Source organism: Marmoricola sp. URHB0036, from assembly GCF_000426045.1.
Classification (GTDB): Bacteria; Actinomycetota; Actinomycetes; order Propionibacteriales; family Nocardioidaceae; genus Marmoricola.
This window is the reverse complement of record NZ_AUEP01000004.1, coordinates 415,840-434,752: the sequence shown is the minus strand read 5'-3', so window position 1 is coordinate 434,752 and position 18,913 is coordinate 415,840. Positions and strand designations below refer to the sequence as shown.

The window sequence follows — 18,913 nt, the reverse complement described above, 5'->3', positions numbered from 1 at the left end:
GATCTCATCTGCCATGAGCGTGCTCGCCGAGGAAGGGCACCACGTTCCCGTCGTCGATCCCGGCGCGGCCGGGTCGATGGCCCTGCCGTTGGTGCTCGTCATCGCGCTGCCGGCCTTCGGTGCCGCGGTGCTGCTGCTCGGCGGCCGGCTGACCGACCGCTGGGGCCATCTGCTCGGGTGCCTCACCGTGGCCGCGTCCTTCGTGTGCTCAGTGATCCTGTTCATCACGATCCTGGGTCGCGACGCCTCCGACCGGCAGGTCGGCCTCGACCTCTGGACGTGGTTCAGCACCGGTGACTGGAAGGTGCAGTTCGGGTTGCTCTACGACCCGCTGTCGGCGCTGTTCCTGCTGCTGATCACCGGCGTCGGCGGGCTGATCCACGTCTACTCGATCGGCTACATGGAGCACGACGAGAGGCGTCGCCGGTTCTTCGGCTACCTCAACCTGTTCGTCGCGGCCATGCTGATGCTGGTCCTCGCCTCCGACTACGTGGGTGTCTTCCTCGGCTGGGAGGGCGTCGGCCTGGCGTCGTACCTGCTGATCGGCTTCTGGCAGTACAAGCCGACCGCCGCGGCCGCCGCCAAGAAGGCCTTCGTGATCAACCGGGTCGGTGACATCGGGCTCTCGCTCGGCGTCGGGCTCATCTTCGCCACCTTCGGTACGACGTCCTTCGCCCGGGTCTCCGAGCTGACCTCCGGCGCCTCGGGCGGAGTGATGACCGCCATCGGCCTGCTCCTGCTCCTGGCCGCCTGCGGAAAGTCGGCGCAGTTCCCGCTGCAGACCTGGCTGCTGGACGCCATGGAGGGCCCGACCCCCGTATCGGCGCTGATCCACGCGGCGACGATGGTGACCGCCGGTGTCTACCTGATCGTGCGCTCGCAGTTCATCTTCGAGTACACCTCCGACGCCCGCCTAGCCGTCGCCGTCATCGGCACCATCACGCTGCTGATGGGTGCCTGGATCGGGTGCGCCAAGGACGACATCAAGAAGGTCCTCGCCGGCTCGACGATGAGCCAGATCGGCTACATGGTCCTGGCCGCCGGCCTCGGCGTGGCCGGCTACGCGTTCGCGATCTTCCACCTGCTCATGCACGGGTTCTTCAAGGCCAACATGTTCCTCGGAGCCGGGTCGGTCATGCACGGCACCAACGACGACGTCGACATGCGCCACTACGGCGCCCTGCGCAAGGCGATGCCGGTGACCTTCCTGACCTTCACGATGGGCTACCTCGCGATCATCGGGTTCCCCGGCTTCGACGGGTTCTGGTCCAAGGACAAGATCATCGAGGTCGCGCTGACCCAGAACGTCTGGCTCGGACTGTGCGCACTCTTCGGTGCCGGCGTCACCGGCTTCTACATGACCCGGTTGATGCTGATGACGTTCTTCGGCAAGTCACGCTGGGAGGACGGCGTACACCCGCACGAGTCGCCGAAGGTGATGACGATCCCGCTGATGGTCCTCGCCGCCCTGTCGCTGCTCGGTGGCCTGCTGCTGCTCAACGACTGGATCGTCGACTTCCTCTCGCCGGTCACCGGTGTCGCCCCCCACGAGGAACCGCCGCTCCCGGCCGTCGTGCTCAGCGTGATCGCTGTGCTCGTCGTCGCGGTCGGCGTCGCCATCGCCTGGATGGTCTTCTCGCGGCGCGACGTGCCGCGGACCGCGCCGACCAAGGTCTCGGTGTTCACCACCGCCGGCCGCAACGAGCTCTACGGTGACGCCTTCAACGACGCGATCATCGTCGGCCCCGGCAAGCGCTTCAACGTCGGGCTGGCGGCCTTCGACAACGGCTTCGTCGACGGCGGGGCCATGGGTACCGCCTCCGCGTTCCGCGGCCTCTCCGGCCGGCTGCGACTGGCCCAGAACGGTTTCGTCCGCTCCTACGCGCTCGGACTGCTCGGCGGTGCCGCGCTCGTCCTCCTCGCGCTCCTGGTGGTGAATCTCGGATGAACAACGCTCCCTGGCTGACCATCCTGCTGCTGATCCCGATCCTCGGGTCGGTCGTGCTGACGTTCTTGCCTGCCCGCACGTCCTCCAGCCTGTCCAAGCAGGTGGCGATCGGCTTCTCGGTCGTGACGCTGCTGCTCGGCATCGCCCTCGCCATCGGCTACGAGCCAGGCGGCGGCTACCAGTACGAGGAGGACGTCGTCTGGATCAAGCTGTTCGGCGCCCACTACGCCCTGGGGCTCGACGGCCTCGGCCTGGCGCTGGTGATGCTGACGGTGATCCTGACCCCCATCGTGATGCTGGCGTCGTGGAACGACGGCGACCACGGCGCGTGGGGCGCGAAGGGCTTCTTCGCTTGGATCCTCGCCCTCGAGGGCCTCTCCATCGGGGTGTTCGCGGCCACCGACGTGTTCCTCTTCTACGTCTTCTTCGAGGCGACGCTGATCCCGGTCTACTTCCTGGTCGCGGGGTACGGCGGTCCGCAGCGCGTGAAGGCCGCGGTGAAGTTCCTGCTCTACTCGCTGCTCGGCGGACTGGTCATGCTCGCCTCGGTGGTCGGCCTCTACGTCGAGTCGGCGAAGACGAAGGGCGGACCGACGTACCTCGTCTCGGAGCTGTCCAAGATCGACTTCGGCACCGACGTGGGTCGCTGGATGTTCCTCGGCTTCTTCATCGCCTTCGCGATCAAGGCGCCGATGTTCCCGGTGCACACCTGGCTGCCGGACACCGCGGAGAACGCGACACCCGGCACCTCGGTGCTGCTGGTCAGCGTGCTCGACAAGATCGGCACCTTCGGGATGATCCGGTTCTGCCTCGAGCTGTTCCCCGAGGCGTCGAGGTGGGCGACACCCGTGGTCGTCGTACTTGCCATCTTCAGCATCCTGTACGGCGCGATGATGGCGATCGGGTCCTCGAACATCCCACGCCTGATCGCGTACTCGTCGGTGAGCCACTTCGGCTTCATCGTGCTGGGCATCTTCGTGATGAACAGCCAGGGCCTGTCGGGCGCCAACCTCTACATGTTCAACCACGGCCTCTCCACGGCCGCGCTGTTCCTGGTCTCCGGCTACCTGATCAGGAGGCGCGGCTCGGCAGAGATCGGCGACTTCGGAGGTGTCGAGAAGGTCGCGCCCGTGCTCGCCGGGTTGTTCCTGGTCTCCGGCCTGTCCGCACTCTCGTTGCCCGGCCTGTCGCCGTTCGTCTCCGAGCTGCTCGTCATGGTCGGCGCGTTCGTGCACTCGCCGTGGGCCGCCTCGTTCGCGGTGCTCGGGATTGTCCTGGTCGCGATCTACATCCTCTGGATGTACCAGCGCATCATGACCGGCCCCGTCCGTGAGGGCGTCGTCGGGATGCGCGACCTCAACTCGCGCGAGATCTTCGCGGTCGCACCGCTGCTGCTGCTGATCCTGGTGCTCGGGTTCTTCCCGAAGCCCCTGCTCTCCGTGATCAACCCGTCCGTCGACCACACCATGTCGCAGGTGGGCACGAGCGATCCGAAACCGGCCGTGACTGAAGGGGAGGCCCAGAAGTGAACGGCTTCGACGCCCCGAAGATCGAGTACTTCCAGGTCTCGCCGATCCTGATCGTGCTCGGCGTCGCTGTGCTCGGCGTACTCGTCGAGGCCTTCGTCCCGCGTCGCCGCCGCTACGGCGTCCAGGTCGTGCTCGCCCTGCTCGGGCTGCTCGCCGCGATCGTCACCTCGGTGATGGTTTTCCTCGACCTGAACCCGGGCTCGGACTCGCCGAAGTCCGGCAAGGTGGTGGCCGAGGGTGCGCTGGCCGTGGACGGACCGGCGCTGTTCTGCTGGTTGCTGATCCTGGTGCTCGCGGTGCTCAGCGTGCTGCTCTTCGCCGAACGCCACCTCGAGGGCGGCGTACTCTCCTTCGCCGGCCAGGCCGCGGCGCTGCCCGGCACCGAGGCGGAGCGCGAGGCCTCGACGAGGGGCCTCGAGCACACCGAGGTCTTCCCGCTGATGCTGTTCGCCGTCGGCGGCATGCTGATGTTCCCGGCGTCCAACGACCTGCTCACGATGTTCGTCGCGCTCGAGGTGCTGTCGCTGCCGCTGTACCTGCTCTGCGGCCTCGCCCGTCGCCGGCGGCTGCTGAGCCAGGAAGCCGCGATGAAGTACTTCCTGCTCGGCGCCTTCAGCTCCGGGTTCTTCGTCTACGGCATCGCGCTGGTCTACGGGTACGCCGGCTCGATGGGATTCGCCGAGATCGCGCAGGCGGTGGTCAGCTCGACCGGCAGCGAAGGGCTGCTGCTCGGCGGTATCGCCATGCTCTCGGTCGGCCTGCTGTTCAAGATCGGCGCCGCGCCGTTCCACGCCTGGACTCCGGACGTCTACCAGGGCGCTCCGACGGCCGTGACCGCGTTCATGGCGGCCGCCACCAAGGTGGCCGCGTTCGGTGCACTGCTGCGGCTGTTCTACGTCGCCTTCGGCGCCAACCGCACCGACTGGACGCCGATGATCTGGGTGGTCGCGATCCTGACCATGGTGGTCGGCTCGGTGCTGGCGCTGACCCAGACCGACATCAAGCGGATGCTGGCCTACTCCTCGATCGCGCACGCGGGCTTCATCCTCACCGGCTTCCTCGGCATCCGGTCGCTCAACGAGGTCGCCGGCGGCAGCCTCACCGGTGTCTCGGCCGTGCTGTTCTACCTGACCACCTACGGCTTCACGACCCTCGCGGCCTTCGCCCTGGTCACGGTCGTCCGCGACGCCGGTGGCGAGGCCACCCACCTGTCGCGCTGGCAGGGACTGGGCAAGGAGTCGCCCCTGGTGGCGGGCCTGTTCGCGTTCCTGCTGCTGGCGATGGCCGGCATCCCGCTGACCAGCGGCTTCACCGGCAAGTGGGCCGTGTTCGCAGCCGCCATGTCGGCCGGGGCGTGGCCGGTGGTGGTCGTGGCGGTGCTGATGTCGGCGGTGGCGGCGTACTTCTACGTCCGTGTGATCGTGCTGATGTTCTTCGCCGAGCCGATCGGCGAGGGCCCGAGCGTCACCACCCCGAGCGTGCTGACCGGGACGGTCATCGCGGTCGGCGTGGCGGTCACCCTGCTCCTGGGCCTGGTCCCGGGCGCCCTCATCGACCTCCTCGGTCGCGTGGGAGTATTCATCAGGTGAGCCACTCCGTACGACGCCCGTGCGCGTCGTACCCGACCACCCGGGACTCCGCATGACCTCCGCACTCGCCGTGCCGATCCTCGACGACGACCTCGAGGCGCGCCTGCGCGCCCGCATGGCCGAGGTCGAGGACGCGCTCCTCCACCACGTCGAGAGCGAGGCGCCTTTCGTGACCCGGGCGGCGCGGCACCTGATGGAGGCAGGTGGCCGGCGGTTCCGGCCGTTGCTCGTGCTCCTGGCCGCCGAGACCGGGGACGCCGGTGCTCCTGGCGTGCTCACCTCGGCGTGCGTGGTCGAGCTGACCCACCTCGCGTCGCTCTACCACGACGACGTCATGGACGAGGCCGACCTGCGCCGCGGTGCCGCCTCGGCCAACGCCCGCTGGGACAACCACGTCGCGATCCTGACCGGTGACTTCCTGTTCTCGAAGTCCTCCGAGCTGACCGCCGACCTCGGACCCGAGGCCGTCCGGCTCCAGGCCCGCACCTTCACCCGCCTGGTCGAGGGACAGATCCTGGAGACCCTCGGACCGCAGGACGACCAGGACCCGCTCGAGCACTACCTGCGCGTCGTGGCCGGCAAGACCGGTTCGCTGATCGCGACCTCGGCCCGCTACGGCGCGATGTTCGCCGACGCACCGACCGACGTCGTCGAGGCGCTCACGGAGTACGGCGAGAAGGTCGGTGTGGCCTTCCAGCTCTCCGACGACATCCTCGACATCGTCTCCGAGACCGAGGACTCGGGCAAGACACCCGGTACCGACCTCCGCGAGGGTGTGCCGACGCTGCCCGTGCTGATCGCCCAGCGCTCGACCGACCCGGCGGACGCGCGGCTGCTCGAGCTGCTCGGCTCCGACCTGACCGAGGACGCCCCCCACGCCGAGGCGCTCGCCCTGCTGCGCGTCCACCCGGCGATGGCCGAGGCGCGCGCCTACGTGGTGTCCCTGGCGGCCGAGGCCAAGGGCCTGCTCAAGGTCCTTCCCGAGAGCACGGTGCGCACGGCCCTCGAGGCCTTCGCCGACGCGGTCGCGACCCGCTCGAGCTGACCTCGATCGATGTCCAGGAGCTATGCGTCGTCCTCGAACCCCGAGGAGCCACCCGCGGGGAACGATCCGGCCCGGCGGGTCACCAACGGGAAGGCAACCTCGTCACTGGTGCTCGGCATCGCCGCCGTGTTCCTGGGTCTCTTCTGCTGCGGGATCGGGATCGTCATGGGCGTGCCCGCCATCGTGCTGGGCCGCGTGGCACGGGCCGAGATCGCGGCCAGTGCCGGGCTCCAGGGAGGTATGCGGCTCGCCACCTCCGGCGTCGTACTCGGCATCCTCAGCTGTGCCATGAGCATCGTCCTGATCGTGCTGACCGTCACCGGCGTGATCGACGCCCCGCGGAAGCACTGACCGCACCCCGCTGGCCGGACGTGCTTTGAGTCATACGAATGGTGGCCAGTCCTTCTGTGACACAACTCTTGCGTGCAACACCCCCTCGCCGCGTTTCGTCCGGTCATGCCTGGGTCGGTGCGGCGCCTCACTGGTACGCGCCCGGGCACCCTTCAGCAGGGCCGATGAACACCCAACTCAACTCGTGGTGGTCGAGGTGCAGCCTCGTGTCACAGGAGCGCTCTTTCGAGAGCGCCAGGCGCATGACACACGGGAGCTCGCGAGCACGACCCAACCATTGGCCGAAATCCGCGCGGGCATGCCGATGAACGAGTGACTTATGGGCCGCCGACGATGCCGTACTTCCACGCCTTGTCACCTGTGGTGACGTAGATGATGACCGACAAGGTCTTCTCATCGCCGGCGGGCTTGAACACGCTGGCTCCACTGTCGGTGTGACCGCGACGCACCGCGTCGTGAGGCACCTTCGCGCGGTCGCCCTGGTCGTAGTAGCGCCCGTCATATTGCACACGCGAAGGTGCTTCGGCCGCCGAGACAGAGAGCCCCCAATGGCCCGTCCCCGAATGGACGTATGCCAACTGAGCAGCGACGCCGACCAACAACGCGGCAGCGATCAGAGCCGACACGAGCCACCACCAGCGTTTCCGATCCATCAGACCCCCACTGCCCCCAGCTCGCTACGAACCTGGTTCGCCCATCTTGCCGCACGTCGGTGCGGGTGACCGTCGGTTTGCCATTCGTCCTGACATGCCGCGATCCGCTCGGTCATGCCGATGGCAAAGCTCCGCGGCTACAGGTCGACCAGGCTCTTTCGATTGAGCTCGTCCTGCAGTTGCCGCCGGTACCAGACGAACCACACCACGGCCGCTAGCCACCCGAAGATCACCATCGCGACGAACACGACTTCGCGCTCCCGCTGCGAGGCGAACGCAGCGTCTGACATCCGCCATGCTTGGACAAGGGCTGCCAGCCAGAGCAGCGTCAATGCCGCGCCCACCACGAAGGTAAGCACCGTGCTCGACTCGGAAGACATGCGCACGAGTGTCACCCAAGGGCTTCGTGACAGGCATCGAACGTGAAGACGGACTCTCATGCCGCTGACCGTGCGGTCGTGCCCAGATCCGGCACGCACACTCCGTCCACGTTGACGGTACGTTCCAACAAACACGCGGTTGTTGGAACGTTCCGTCAAGGCGCTCGAGCGCTCTGCTCGGCTGGTGCGGCCCAAAGTGAGTGCCTGATCCGCGCTCCGTGACGCGCTCTGGGAAGCCGCATGGATCCGATACGCCGCGGCTTGCAGCCACCAGGTGACACCAAACGGCGGCGTTGATGCCCTCGGCCGGGCGACCGAGTCACAAGGCGATGCGGAAGCCCTGGCTGCCTGTCGAAGAGTTGTCGGGACGCTGCCGTGCCGACGGATTACCGGTCAGGCGGCCGCGCACCGTGAAATGTGCCGGTGCCATCACAGACCTCACCGGGGAGCCGACGCATGACTGAAGGACCGACTCCGTACAAGCGCGGCGACGTCGTGACGGCTAAGTCCTGACGACCGACCTCCAGTGGATCCCCGTGACCGCTGCTTCGCAGGCGCCGCCCTCGGGATACTCGTCGGAGCAGGGGCAGGAGCGCCGTCGACGGGTGCGCAGCAGCCGATCTACGTCGTGAACGCCGACAACTCGAACAACACCAGCCTCGCTCCGGTGACCTCGCTCGTGTCGGGGCTGATCGGGCTGTTCCTCTGCTGGATCCCCTTCATCGGCATCGTCTGCGGGGCGCTCACGCTCGTGCTGCGTCATCTACGTCGTGATCTTCTTCGCAGCGGTGAACAGCTCGAACGACACCGCGTTCTGACGGAGGTCACAGGGCGACGCGGAAGCCCTGGTGGCCGGTCGAGGAGTCCGGGGTGCTCAAGGTGCGGGCGGCGACCCGGTAGCGGTTGCAGTACGACGCGTGGCAGAGGTACGAGCCGCCCCGGATGACTCGGGCGCCGGGGTCGGTCGCCTCGGCCACCGACCACGCGTCGGCGGTCCACTCCCAGACGTTGCCGGCGACGTTGAACAGCCCGAGGCCGTTGGGCTCGAAGGCGTCCACCGGCGCGGTGCCGAACCAGCCGTCCTCGAGGGTGTTCGTGACGGGGAAGCTGCCCTGCCAGATGTTGCAGGCGTGCCGGCCGTCGGGCAGCAGGTCGTCGCCCCAGGCGTAGCGGGCTTGCTCGAGACCTCCGCGGGCGGCGTACTCCCACTCGGCCTCGGTGGCCAGCCGGACCCCGGCCCAGCGGCAGTAGGCGAGGGCGTCGTTCCAGGAGACGTGCACCGCGGGGTGGTCGTGGCGGCCGTCGAGGTCGCTGCCGGGACCCTCGGGAGCGCGCCAGGTGGCACCCGCGACCGCTGCCCACCAGGGAGCCTCGACGGCACGGTCGGAGTCGCGCAGGCGGGCGGGCAGGAACCCCTCGAACACGAACGACCATCCGTACCGCTCGGCGTCGGTGACGTGAGCGGTGGCGTTCACGAAGGCCTGGAAGCGCTCGTTGCTCACGCAGTGGGCGTCGATGGCGAACGGCTCGATGTGGACCTCGCGGACCGGACCCTCACCGTCGCCCGGCACGGCGTCCGCGTCGTCGGAACCCATCGCGAAGGAGCCACCCCGCAACGGCAGCAGCCGGAGGCCGGCGTCCGGCGACCAGTCGGTGACCGATGTCGTCGGGACGGCAGTCGTCACTACGGGCGCAGGTCCGCGCGCCTCCGAGCCGGGTGAGCAGCAGGCACTCATGAGCCGACGCGGATCGACCTGGACGCGTTGGGGCCGGGCGGCACCAACGCGGACTGGATCCGGGCCGCGACCTCGTCGGGGAAGGGGGAGCTGCTGGCCTGGCCGCTCACCGTGCCGCTGTCGACGTGGAGACCGAGGATCTCCTCGGTGGCCCGCAAGGTGCCACCGGCCCAGAGCTCGTGCCAGATCCACAGCAGCTTGCCGGTGGCGCCGATGACCCACGAGCGGGCCTCGAGCAACGCACCCGGGCCGACCTGGTCGAGGTAGCGGACGTGCGCCTCGACGGTGTACAGCGAGGCACCCGTGCTCTCGCGGTACGCCGGCCCCAGGCCGATCGTGTCCATCACCTCGTCGGTGGCGTGGCCGAGCACCAGCACGTAGTAGGGCTCGGAGAGGTGCCCGTTGTAGTCGATCCACTCGTCGAGGACCGGCTCGGACCACGTGCACAGGGGTGACTGGCTCATGTGCGTCCCAGGGCCCGCAGCACCGCGATCACGCCCGCGTCGCGCTCGGCGACGAGGTCGTCGATCGTGCGACCGTGAGCCTCCCGGTCGCAGCCCGCCACCACGGCGTCGCGCAGCTCGGGAGTGAGCTCGGCCGCGATCAGCCGCGTCCACGGCGACTTGAGCGAGGGCCCGAAGTGGTCGAGCATGTGGGCCATCCCGCCCTGGCCACCGGCGAGGTGGAAGGTGAGCATCGGTCCCTGCACCGGCCAGCGCAGCCCCGGCCCGTCGGTGATGGACAGGTCGATCTGCTCGACCGTGGCCTCACCCGCGGCCACCATGTGCAGGGCCTCGCGCCACAGTGCCTCCTGCAGCCGGTTGGCGATGAAGCCCGGGACCTCGCGCTCCATGGTGATCACCGACTTGCCGGCATGCCGGAAGAAGTCGGAGGTCCACGCGACCACCTCGGCGGAGGTCTTCTCGCCGCCGACCACTTCGACCAGCGGGATCAGGTACGGCGGGTTGAACGGATGTCCGACCACCAGGCGCTCGGGGTTCTGGCACGAGGTGTACATCTCGCTCATGCCGTAGCCCGACGTCGAGGAGGAGATCACGATGCCCTCGGGTGCCGCCGCGTCGATGTCCGCCAGCAGTCGGCGCTTGAGGTCGAGGTCCTCCGGCGCGCTCTCCTGCACGAACTCCGCTCCCGCCAGGGCGGTGGCGAGGTCGGGCTCGAGGGTGAGTCGGGAACGGTCGGCGCCCTCCGACAAGCCGAGCTCGGTCAGCGCCGGCCAGGCGGCGTCGACGAGGTGACGCAGTCGTTCCTCGGCTCCCGGTGCGGGGTCCCAGGCGACCACGTCGTACCCGTGGGCCAGGAAGTACGCCGCCCAGCCGCCGCCGATGACGCCGGTGCCTGCACAGCAGACGGTGCGGACATCGGCGACAGCCACAGGTGGAGTCGTCATGCGACCCTCGGCTTGAGGTTGAGCATCTCGCGGGCCTCGTCGGGGGTGGCCACGCTGGCGCCCATGGCCTCGATGATGGTGCGCGCCTTTTCGACCAGCTGGGCGTTGGTCGCGAGGACCCCCTTGCTCAGGTAGAGGTTGTCCTCGAGGCCGACGCGGACGTGACCGCCGAGCAGCACCGACTGGGCCACCCATGGCATCTGCATCCGGCCCAGCGCGAACGAGGCCCAGTGCGATCCCTCCGGCAGCTGCTGCACCATCGCGGCGAGGAGCGACGGGTCGGCCGGAGCGCCGTACGGGATGTCCATGCAGAGCTGGAACAGCGGCGGCGCGTCGATCAGGCCTTCCTCTACGAGCTGTCGGCCGAACCACAGATGACCGGTGTCGAAGATCTCCATCTCGCAGCGCACGCCGAGCTCCTGGATGCGCTTGGCGCCCTCGCGCAGCATGTCGGGGGTGCTGACGTAGACCAGGCTGCCCTCGCCGAAGTTCAGGCTGCCGCAGTCGAGGGTGCAGATGTCGGGCATGACCTCCTCGACGTGCTTGAGGCGCTCGACCCCGGGGACCAGGTCGGTGCCCTCGACGAAGGTGGTGGGGTCGTGCGGGTCGAGCATCAGGTCGCCGCCCATGCCGGCGGTGGTGTTGATGATGACGTCGACGCCGCTCGCGCGGATGCGCTCGACTGCCTCGCGATAGTAGGACACCTCGCGTGATCCCTTGCCGGTCGAGGGCTCGCGCACGTGCACGTGGATCACGGTGGCGCCGGCCCGAGCCGCGGCGATGCCGGACTCGGCGATCTGTTCGGGGGTGACCGGCACGTGCTCGGACTTGCCGACGGTGTCGCCGGCTCCGGTCAGCGCACACGTCATGATGACCTTCCGGTTCATCACAGTTCTCATGAGGGCCACCTCCGTGGTGATCAGGCTTCGTTGCCGGATTGGTCCCGCGCCGCGGCTGCGACGAGGGGGAGTCCCAGGTAGGACAGGTCCCGTTGCTGGCGGTCGACGAGCCAGTCGTCGTACGGCCAGAGCGAGGTCTTGAGCACCGCGACCTCGAGGTCGCGGTCGACGTAGCCGAACTGACCCCGGCTGCCGTCGGAGGTCACCCGGACGCCGTCGTCGGTCAGCGGCCACCAGTGGAAGCCGAACCCGGCGTGGGTGGTGATCGAGCTGGGCAGCCGGCCGGGTCGCATCCAGGGTGCGGGTGGGGTCGAGGAGCGGGTCACCCAGTCAGGCCCCAGCACCCGTGCGTCGTACGCCGTGCCGGTGAGCTGCAGCGCCGCCAGCCGCAGCCAGTCCTCCGCGCACGCCGCCAGCCCGCCGCCGGCCAGCGCGACTCCTGCCGCGTCGACTCCCACGACGGCGTCCCGGACACAGCCCAGCACGCGCCACAGCTCGGCCAGCCCGTCGGTGTAGGTGGTGCCGGTGGCCCGCTCGCGCACCCAGTCGAGGACCTGGGAGTCGGCGGTGCTGTACTCCCAGCGCGTGCCCGGTGGGTCCTGTGGATCGACCGCCGCCAACAGGTCGCGGGAGGTGCCGCCCGCACCGGTGAAGCAGGAGATCAGCCGCGTCGCCGGGCCCGCTGGGTCGCGGTGGTCCTCGACCCAGTCGGTGCCGGTCGTCATGGTCAGCAGGTGCTCGACGAGGCAGTCGGCGTACCCGGTGCCGGCCAGCTCCGGCACGTGCTCGACGACAGGGTCCTCGAGCCGCAGGCTTCCGGAGGCGATGGCGTTGCCGACGAGATGGGCCAGCACCGACTTGGTCATCGAAGCGCCCAGCAGCAGCGAGTCGGCGTCGACCCCGTCGGCGTACCACTCGTGCACGACGGTGCCCCGGCCCAGCGGACCGTCGAGCGCCAGCAGGGCGGTGGTGTGGGTCTCGACCACCCACTGGCCGAGGTCACGGGTGCGGCCGGCCCCGGGGACCTCGGCGCGGAGCAGGCGCAGCTCGCGGGGGAGCGGCCGGGGCCGGGTGGCGGGCACCGTGACGTGCTGCCGGTCGGCGTCGTGCTGGGGGTCGATGAACGACATCCTGGAGAGCTGCGGCCCGGTCTCCAGGTCCCCCTGGATGGGGGACATCAATCGATTCGCGGACTATTCGCCAGCAGACGCTTGGTGTACTCCTCCTGCGGAGACTCCATCACCTGGACGACCGGGCCAGACTCCACGACGCGGCCGGTGTTGAGGATCTGCACCCGGTCGGCGATGGAGCGCACCAGCGCGAGGTTGTGGGTGACGAAGAGCATGCTGATGCCGCGGGAGACCCGCAGCGACTCCAGGAGGGCGACGATCGAGCCCTGGACGGAGACGTCGAGGGCCGAGGTGATCTCGTCGCAGACGAGTACGTCGGGCTCGGCCGCGAGCGCCCGGGCGATGGCCACCCGCTGGCGCTCACCGCCGGAGAGCCGACTCGCCTGGTACTTCAGCACCGCCGGTCCGAGAGCGACCTGGTCGAGCAGCTCCACCACCCGCTCGGTGGCGGCCTTGCCGGAGGCGATGCCGAACAGCTCCATCGGCCGCTTCACGATCTGCTCGATCGTCAGCCGTGGGTTCAGCGACAGGTAGGGGTTCTGGAAGATGTACTGGATCCGCTTGCGGTCGTCGACGCTGCGCTTGCGCGAGCCGTGGCCGAGCTGGTTGCCCTCGAACGCGATGGTGCCGGTCCACTCCTTGTGCAGGCCACCGACGCAGCGGGAGATGGTGGTCTTGCCCGAGCCCGACTCACCCACCAGCGCAACGACCTCGGCCCTGCCCAGGTCGAAGTTGACATCGAAGACGACCTGCTTGTGGCCGTAGAAGACGCCGAGGTCCTCGAGGCTGAGGATGATGTCGCGCTTCTTGTCGGGGTCGGTGTCGGGAACCGTTCCGCGGGAGATGTCCCAGGTGCCGATCTCGCCGGCCCGGATGCAGCGCACGCTGTGCCCGGGTGTGACGTCGTGGAGCTCGGGCACGGCCGCGCGGCACTCGTCGATGGCGTACTCGCAGCGGTCGTTGAAGCGGCAGCCGGACGGCCGAGCGCCGGGGGCGGGGGTCCGCCCGGGGATGCCGCTCAGCGCGCGTGCCTGGCTGAGGTGGGGGATCGAGTCGAGCAGCGCACGCGTGTAGGGGTGCGTGGGGCTCTGGAAGATCGTGTCGCGATCACCGAGCTCGGCGATCTGGCCGGCGTACATCACGGCGACCCGGTCGGCGATGTTGGCGATCACGGCCAGGTCGTGGGTGACGTAGAGGGCGGCGACGCCGTGGGTACGGCACAGCTCGCCCATCGTCTGCAGCACCATGCCCTGGGTGGTGACGTCCAGGCCGGTGGTGGGCTCGTCGAGGACGAGCACCTTGGGCTTGGGCAGGAAGGCCATCGCGAGTGCGACGCGCTGCACCTGCCCTCCCGAGAGCTGGTGGGAGTAGCGGCGCAGGAACTCGTCGTCGTTGGGCAGGCCCACCTCGGCCAGCCCGTCGCGTGCACCCTGGAGCCGGCTCTCGTCGGTGCCGAGGCCGCGCAGCTCCATCAGCTCCACGATCTGGCGCCCGATGCGGATGGCGGGGTTGAGGGCCGACGCGGGGTCCTGCGGGACGTAGGCGATCTCCTCCCCGCGCAGCTGGCGCACCTGTTGCCAGGGGAGCCCCAGGACGTCCTTGTCCTCGAAGAGGATCTTGCCGCGCTCGATGGCCGCGCCGGCCCGGGTGTAGCCGAGCAGGGCGGTGCCGACGGTGGTCTTGCCACTGCCGGACTCACCGACCAGGCCGACCACCTCGCCGGGACGCAGCACCAGGTCGATGTCGTCGACGACGTCGACGCCGGGGCGTGCGGTCAGGCCGATGCGGAGGTCCTCGATGGCGATCCCGCTGGTGGTGCGTGTCGCTGTGGGTTCCTGGGCGGCTGTGCTCATCAGTCGTCACCTCCTCGCTGGTTGACCTGGGCGATGCCGTCGGCCGTCAGGTTGGTGCCGATGGTGAACAAGGCGATGACGAACACGGGCGCCAGCACGGCCCACGCCTGGGTGGCGAGTCCCAGCCGGTTCTCGTTGATCATCTGTCCCCAGTTGGCAGCGCTCGGGTCGGTGGTGATGCCGAGGAACCCGATGGCGGCGACCAGGCCGATGGAGAACGTCAGCCGCAGGCCGGCCTCGGCGAGCAGGGGAGCGTTCATGTTGGGCAGCACCTCGGCCACGATCACCCGCGAGCGCTTCTCGCCGAGTGCCTCGGCGGCGTGCACGAAGTCGCGGGAGACCAGCCCGAGCGCCACGCCGCGAGCGATCCGGGCGGTGCGGGGAGCGTTGGAGAGGCCGACGAGGACGACCAGCATCCATGCCTTGGGCTGGGCGATGGAGGTCAGCACGACCAGGGCCAGCAGGATCTGCGGGAAGGAGAGCAGCACGTCGTTGAGGCGCATGATGACCTCGTCCCACCAGCCGCCGCCGTACGCCGCGATGACACCGATGAGGGTGCCGAAGACGGTGCTGAGGACCGTGGCGAGGAGGGCGATGATGAGGACCTCGGTGCCGCCGTACATCAGCCGGGAGAGGACGTCCTGACCGAGGTAGTCGGTGCCGAAGACGCCTTGTGAGCTGTACGGCGGACCCACCACCTCGTTCTCGCCGTACGGCGCGAACAGTGGCCCGAACAGGGCGAAGAGCGCCACCGCGAGCGTGATGATCCCACCGAAGACGAACCGCTTCTGGCGCAGCATCTTCTGGAACGTCGAGCGCTCGGCCGGGGCCGGAGTCGGTGCCGGGGTGGCCCGGTCTGCGGTAGCGCTCATGAGGAGATCGCCGTCCTCGCGCGAGGGGTGAGCAGGATCGAGAGCAGGTCGGCGACGAGGTTCACCACGACGTAGACGCCGGCGATGATCAAGGTCAGCGCCTGCACCATCGGCACGTCGTGGTTCTGCACCGAGTCGACGAGCTGGTTGCCGACGCCGGGATAGTTGAAGACCTTCTCGACGAGCACGACGCCGCCGGCCAGCCAGGCCAGCTGGAGGGCGATCACCTGGATGCCGGGGACGATCGCGTTGAGCAGTGCGTGCTTGCGCATCACCACGCGCTCGGGGATGCCCTTGAGGCGGGCCAGCTCGACGTAGTCGCTGTCGAGCACCTCGAGCAGGTTGGCCCGCACGATGCGGGAGACGTAGGGAGCCACGGCCAGCACGAGCGTGGCCACCGGCAGGATCATCGTCTTGGGCTCGTTCCACGGGTGCTGGCCGGGCCCGCTGATCGTCACCGCCGGCAGCCAGTGGAAGACCGTGGTGGAGAAGATGGCCACCAGCAGGATGCCGACGACGAACTCGGGGAGCGCCGCGAGCATCAGCAGGATGGTCTGGATGACCGTGTCGGGCCGGCGGCGGCGGTAGTTGGTCGAGATCATCGCGATGCCGAACGCCACCGGGATCATCACGATCGCGGAAATGGCCACCAGCACCAGCGTGTTGACCACGTTGTCGCCGATCTGGCCGGCCACCGGCTGCTGGTTGGCGATCGAGGTGCCGAAGTCGCCGGTCAGGAAGTTGCCGAGCCAGTGGAAGTAGCGGGTGACCAGTGACTCGTCGAGGTTGAGCTGCGCGGTCAGCTGCGCGACGCGGGCCTTGTCGGAGTTGTAGTCCTTGCCGAGGATGGCGCGGACCGGGTCACCGAGCGCCGTGGTGGCGACGAAGACCAGGATCGAGACCAGCCACAGCGTGAGCACGGCCAGCCCGAGGCGCCGGGCGATCCACGACACCCACGCTGCCGCGCCGTGTCGCCCCTTCGGTGGCGCGACTTCCTCGAAGGCGTGCTCTACGGGCGCGACGTCGACGGACATCGAGGTCAGCTCGAGATCGAGATCGTCTTGAAGTCGTAGTTGCCCAGCGGCTGGAACTTGCTGGGCTTGAGTCCCTGGACCTTCTGCGAGACGGCGTCGACCTGGGTGCGGAAGCCCCAGATGATGTAGCCGCCGCTGTCGTACTCGATCTTCTGGGCGTCCTGGAGGATGGAGTTGCGCTTGGTCTCGTCGACCTCGGCTGCGGCCGAGGCGACCAGCTGGGCGTACTTCGGGTACTCCGGCGCCTTGTCCCAGTGGGTCTCGTTGTAGGTGCCGCCCTTGAGCACACCCACCGCGGCCTGCGGGAGGTAGTTGCGGGTGTTCCAGAAGTCCTGGCCGAACGGGTAGGAGAGGTAGTCGTCACCGTAGAAGGGGTTCTTCTTGACCACCTTGACGTCGACGCCGGCCTTCTTGGCCTGCTCCACGAACAGCGCGGCGCTGGCCGGAGCCACCGAGCCGATGTCGTCGCCGGTGAACAGCTGGACCTGGAGGCCCTCCTGGCCAGCCGCCTTGAGCAGCGACTTGGCCTGGTCGATGTCCTGCTCACGCTGGGGCAGGTCCTTGGCGTAGGCCGGGTCGAACGGGGCGTACATGTCGTTGCCGACCCGGCCCTTGCCGCTCAGCGCGTTGTCGATCATCTGCTGGCGGTCGCAGATCAGCCGCATGGCCTGGCGGACGCGGACATCGGTGAACGGAGCCGAGTCGACCCGCATGGTGAACGGCACCCAGGCGCCGGACTCGGCCTCGATGATCTGGCCGGCCTGTCCCTTGACGGTGTTGATCAGGTTGTAGGGCAGGTTGTCGATCGTCTGCACCTGACCGGCCTGGAGCGCGTTGACCTGGGCGCTCGGGTCGGCGAAGTCCTGGATGTGCACCTCGTCGACCTTGGCCTTGTCGCCCCAGTAGTCGTCGTAGCGCACGAAGACGCTGTTCTTGCCGGGGCTGAACGACTTGTACTTGAACGGGCCGGTGCCGACCGGCTTGGCCGGGTCGTAGTCGGCGGGAACGACACCGAGGGTGTACTCCGCCAGGAGGTACTGGAGCACGGCGTACGGCGTCTTGAGCTTGATGACGACCGTCGAGGCGTCGACCTTCTTGGTGCCGTCGAAGTCGATGATCGGCGCGAGCGCAACGCCGGCCGAGGTCGGCTCCTTGCCGGCCACCCGCTGGAGGGTGAACAGCACGTCCTCGGGGGTGACGTCCTTGCCGTTGTGGAAGGTGACGCCCTGGCGCAGCTTGATCGTCCAGGTCTTGGCGTCGGCGGACGGCGTCACCGACTCGGCGACGGCGGACTGCACCTCGTAGTTGTGGTCCCAGTAGAGCAGCGGCTCGTAGAGCTGGAAGCAGCGCGCGATGTCGGCGTTCTGCACCGGGCGGTGGGCGTCGAGGGTGTCCTTGGCGCTACCACCGGTCGCCCCGTGGACGAGGATGCCGCCGGTGCCTCCGCCACCACCTCCGCCGCCGGAGTCGGAGCCGCAGGCGTCGAGGAGCGAGGCTCCACCGACCGCAGCCGCGGCGATGCCGGAGTACTGGAAGACCTGACGGCGCGAGAACCGTGCGCCTTCGGGGGTGGAACCGTTGTCGTTCGTCATCCGAACACCTCCGTCTATGATGCGAACCTAAAGTGGCCCACCGGCCACGTCAAGGAGTGAGCTCGTGAGGGCACGCGTGTCGGCCAAGAAGCCGACGGGAGGGCCAGCTGGTCCAGACAAGTCGCGCGCCCCCCTGTCCTCCTCCCGGGTCCAGTCGGTAGACAGAGCGGTTTCGCTGCTGCGGGCCGTGGCAGACGCGGGGTCCGGCGGCGCCGCAACCGTGGCCCTGAGCGAGCGGTGCGGGATCAACCGGGCCACCGCGTGGCGGCTGCTCTCCACGCTGGAGACCCACGGCCTGGTGGTCAGCGACCGGGCCTCCGGACGCTGGAGCCTCGGACCCGGACTGGTCGACATGGCGAGGTCGGCCGGGTCCGACGTCGTCCTGCGCGACGTGCACGAGGTGCTCGAGAGCGTGGCCCTCCAGGTCGGGGAGACCGCCGCGCTGGCGGTGCTGCGCCACGGGTCGCTGACCTACGTCGACGAGGTGGCCCCGACCGCGATCGTCTCGGCCAGCTGGTCCGGACAGCCGGTCAGCCTGCACGCGACCTCGACCGGCAAGGTCGTGCTCGCCTGGTCGACCGAGGAGGAGCTGGCCCGGCTGATGCCGAGGAAGCTCGAGCGCTACACCGACACGACGATCACCGACCGGGTCGCCCTCCAGGAGGACCTCGATCGCACGCGCGAGCGTGGCTATGCCACCTGTCACGGCGAGTTCGACGTCTCGGCGTGGGGCGTCTCGGCCCCGGTGCTCGACCGCACCGGCCGCCTGCTCGCCGTGCTGAGCATCTGGGGTCCGCCGCCACGGGTCGTCCCCGAGCGCTTCCCGGCCCTGGGCGCGATCACCATCGAGGCCGCGGCCAAGATGGCTCCTCGCTGACGCCGAACGCTGACCCG

18 protein-coding genes are annotated in these 18,913 nt (G+C 68.9%); 6 read left to right on the top strand and 12 right to left on the bottom strand.

Features of this window, described 5'->3' with window-relative positions; genetic code table 11:
* Positions 1 to 76 precede the first annotated feature (76 nt).
* The 5 genes from nuoL to H976_RS24540 are packed head-to-tail and all read left to right on the top strand — an operon-like array spanning position 77 to position 6,462.
* On the top strand, positions 77 to 1,948 hold the full coding sequence (gene nuoL / locus H976_RS0104780; protein ID WP_027860617.1) for an NADH-quinone oxidoreductase subunit L: 1,872 nt from the start codon (positions 77 to 79) through the stop codon (positions 1,946 to 1,948).
* Positions 1,945 to 3,477, top strand: coding sequence for an NADH-quinone oxidoreductase subunit M (locus H976_RS0104775; RefSeq protein WP_027860616.1), 1,533 nt, complete (start codon positions 1,945 to 1,947; stop codon positions 3,475 to 3,477). Before nuoL ends, H976_RS0104775 begins: the two co-directional genes overlap by 4 nt.
* Positions 3,474 to 5,066, top strand: coding sequence for an NADH-quinone oxidoreductase subunit NuoN (gene nuoN / locus H976_RS0104770; RefSeq protein ID WP_027860615.1), 1,593 nt, complete (start codon positions 3,474 to 3,476; stop codon positions 5,064 to 5,066). The genes H976_RS0104775 and nuoN overlap by 4 nt, the downstream gene beginning before the upstream one ends.
* A 52-nt stretch (positions 5,067 to 5,118) precedes the next feature.
* Complete coding sequence (locus tag H976_RS0104765; RefSeq protein ID WP_027860614.1) at positions 5,119 to 6,111, top strand: polyprenyl synthetase family protein; 993 nt, start codon at positions 5,119 to 5,121, stop codon at positions 6,109 to 6,111.
* A gap of 9 nt (positions 6,112 to 6,120) precedes the next feature.
* Positions 6,121 to 6,462: a DUF4190 domain-containing protein gene (locus H976_RS24540; RefSeq protein WP_155917962.1), complete on the top strand. Its 342-nt coding sequence runs from the start codon at positions 6,121 to 6,123 to the stop codon at positions 6,460 to 6,462.
* Positions 6,463 to 6,779: 317 nt separating this feature from the next.
* Here the strand turns inward: H976_RS24540 and H976_RS29840 are convergent, their stop codons facing one another.
* The 12 genes from H976_RS29840 to H976_RS0104695 all read right to left on the bottom strand — a co-directional run bounded on the left by H976_RS29840 (position 6,780) and on the right by H976_RS0104695 (position 18,019).
* Positions 6,780 to 7,115 carry a hypothetical protein gene (locus tag H976_RS29840; protein WP_155917960.1) on the bottom strand — a complete coding sequence of 112 codons (336 nt, stop codon included), beginning with the start codon at positions 7,113 to 7,115 and terminating at the stop codon, positions 6,780 to 6,782.
* Between the two features lie 137 nt (positions 7,116 to 7,252).
* The gene (locus tag H976_RS0104745) at positions 7,253 to 7,495 is read right to left on the bottom strand and encodes a hypothetical protein (protein WP_027860612.1); all 243 of its coding nucleotides are present in this window, start codon (positions 7,493 to 7,495) and stop codon (positions 7,253 to 7,255) included.
* Positions 7,496 to 8,116: 621 nt separating this feature from the next.
* The gene (locus H976_RS30855; RefSeq protein ID WP_255337289.1) at positions 8,117 to 8,242 is read right to left on the bottom strand and encodes a hypothetical protein; all 126 of its coding nucleotides are present in this window, start codon (positions 8,240 to 8,242) and stop codon (positions 8,117 to 8,119) included.
* A 77-nt stretch (positions 8,243 to 8,319) separates the two neighbouring features.
* A complete protein-coding gene (locus H976_RS0104735) occupies positions 8,320 to 9,180 on the bottom strand; it encodes a formylglycine-generating enzyme family protein (RefSeq protein ID WP_231388791.1) in 861 nt (286 codons plus the stop codon).
* A gap of 47 nt (positions 9,181 to 9,227) precedes the next feature.
* Positions 9,228 to 9,695 (bottom strand): thioesterase family protein, encoded by a 468-nt coding sequence (locus H976_RS0104730; protein ID WP_051276185.1) that lies wholly within the window; start codon positions 9,693 to 9,695, stop codon positions 9,228 to 9,230.
* Positions 9,692 to 10,639 carry a 3-hydroxyacyl-CoA dehydrogenase NAD-binding domain-containing protein gene (locus H976_RS0104725; RefSeq protein WP_027860609.1) on the bottom strand — a complete coding sequence of 316 codons (948 nt, stop codon included), beginning with the start codon at positions 10,637 to 10,639 and terminating at the stop codon, positions 9,692 to 9,694. The genes H976_RS0104730 and H976_RS0104725 overlap by 4 nt, the downstream gene beginning before the upstream one ends.
* Positions 10,636 to 11,538: a 3-keto-5-aminohexanoate cleavage protein gene (locus H976_RS0104720; RefSeq protein ID WP_231388790.1), complete on the bottom strand. Its 903-nt coding sequence runs from the start codon at positions 11,536 to 11,538 to the stop codon at positions 10,636 to 10,638. Before H976_RS0104720 ends, H976_RS0104725 begins: the two co-directional genes overlap by 4 nt.
* Positions 11,539 to 11,558: 20 nt before the next feature.
* Positions 11,559 to 12,716 carry a serine hydrolase gene (locus H976_RS0104715; protein ID WP_027860607.1) on the bottom strand — a complete coding sequence of 386 codons (1,158 nt, stop codon included), beginning with the start codon at positions 12,714 to 12,716 and terminating at the stop codon, positions 11,559 to 11,561.
* A complete protein-coding gene (locus tag H976_RS0104710) occupies positions 12,716 to 14,521 on the bottom strand; it encodes an ABC transporter ATP-binding protein (RefSeq protein ID WP_051276183.1) in 1,806 nt (601 codons plus the stop codon). Before H976_RS0104710 ends, H976_RS0104715 begins: the two co-directional genes overlap by 1 nt.
* Complete coding sequence (locus tag H976_RS0104705) at positions 14,521 to 15,393, bottom strand: ABC transporter permease (protein WP_027860605.1); 873 nt, start codon at positions 15,391 to 15,393, stop codon at positions 14,521 to 14,523. The genes H976_RS0104710 and H976_RS0104705 overlap by 1 nt, the downstream gene beginning before the upstream one ends.
* Positions 15,390 to 16,427, bottom strand: a complete 1,038-nt coding sequence (locus H976_RS0104700) for an ABC transporter permease (protein WP_081682663.1) — start codon at positions 16,425 to 16,427, stop codon at positions 15,390 to 15,392. Before H976_RS0104700 ends, H976_RS0104705 begins: the two co-directional genes overlap by 4 nt.
* Positions 16,428 to 16,432: 5 nt before the next feature.
* Positions 16,433 to 18,019: an ABC transporter substrate-binding protein gene (locus tag H976_RS0104695; RefSeq protein ID WP_036224540.1), complete on the bottom strand. Its 1,587-nt coding sequence runs from the start codon at positions 18,017 to 18,019 to the stop codon at positions 16,433 to 16,435.
* A gap of 64 nt (positions 18,020 to 18,083) precedes the next feature.
* Here H976_RS0104695 and H976_RS24535 point away from each other — a divergent pair, with 64 nt between their 5' ends.
* Positions 18,084 to 18,896, top strand: a complete 813-nt coding sequence (locus H976_RS24535) for an IclR family transcriptional regulator (RefSeq protein WP_081682662.1) — start codon at positions 18,084 to 18,086, stop codon at positions 18,894 to 18,896.
* The last annotated feature ends 17 nt before the right edge of the window (positions 18,897 to 18,913 follow it).

What these genes read in the sequence shown, in the direction of transcription:
- nuoL (WP_027860617.1), top strand. Translation starts at nt 77, where the DNA reads ATGGCCCTGCCGTTGGTGCTCGTCATCGCGCTGCCGGCCTTCGGTGCC.
- H976_RS0104775 (WP_027860616.1), top strand. Translation starts at nt 1,945, where the DNA reads ATGAACAACGCTCCCTGGCTGACCATCCTGCTGCTGATCCCGATCCTC.
- H976_RS0104765 (WP_027860614.1), top strand. Translation starts at nt 5,119, where the DNA reads ATGACCTCCGCACTCGCCGTGCCGATCCTCGACGACGACCTCGAGGCG.
- H976_RS24540 (WP_155917962.1), top strand. Translation starts at nt 6,121, where the DNA reads ATGTCCAGGAGCTATGCGTCGTCCTCGAACCCCGAGGAGCCACCCGCG.
- H976_RS29840 (WP_155917960.1), bottom strand. Translation starts at nt 7,115, where the DNA reads ATGGATCGGAAACGCTGGTGGTGGCTCGTGTCGGCTCTGATCGCTGCC.
- H976_RS0104745 (WP_027860612.1), bottom strand. Translation starts at nt 7,495, where the DNA reads ATGTCTTCCGAGTCGAGCACGGTGCTTACCTTCGTGGTGGGCGCGGCA.
- H976_RS0104730 (WP_051276185.1), bottom strand. Translation starts at nt 9,695, where the DNA reads ATGAGCCAGTCACCCCTGTGCACGTGGTCCGAGCCGGTCCTCGACGAG.
- H976_RS0104725 (WP_027860609.1), bottom strand. Translation starts at nt 10,639, where the DNA reads ATGACGACTCCACCTGTGGCTGTCGCCGATGTCCGCACCGTCTGCTGT.
- H976_RS0104720 (WP_231388790.1), bottom strand. Translation starts at nt 11,538, where the DNA reads ATGAGAACTGTGATGAACCGGAAGGTCATCATGACGTGTGCGCTGACC.
- H976_RS0104715 (WP_027860607.1), bottom strand. Translation starts at nt 12,716, where the DNA reads ATGTCCCCCATCCAGGGGGACCTGGAGACCGGGCCGCAGCTCTCCAGG.
- H976_RS0104710 (WP_051276183.1), bottom strand. Translation starts at nt 14,521, where the DNA reads ATGAGCACAGCCGCCCAGGAACCCACAGCGACACGCACCACCAGCGGG.
- H976_RS0104705 (WP_027860605.1), bottom strand. Translation starts at nt 15,393, where the DNA reads ATGAGCGCTACCGCAGACCGGGCCACCCCGGCACCGACTCCGGCCCCG.
- H976_RS0104700 (WP_081682663.1), bottom strand. Translation starts at nt 16,427, where the DNA reads ATGTCCGTCGACGTCGCGCCCGTAGAGCACGCCTTCGAGGAAGTCGCG.
- H976_RS0104695 (WP_036224540.1), bottom strand. Translation starts at nt 18,019, where the DNA reads ATGACGAACGACAACGGTTCCACCCCCGAAGGCGCACGGTTCTCGCGC.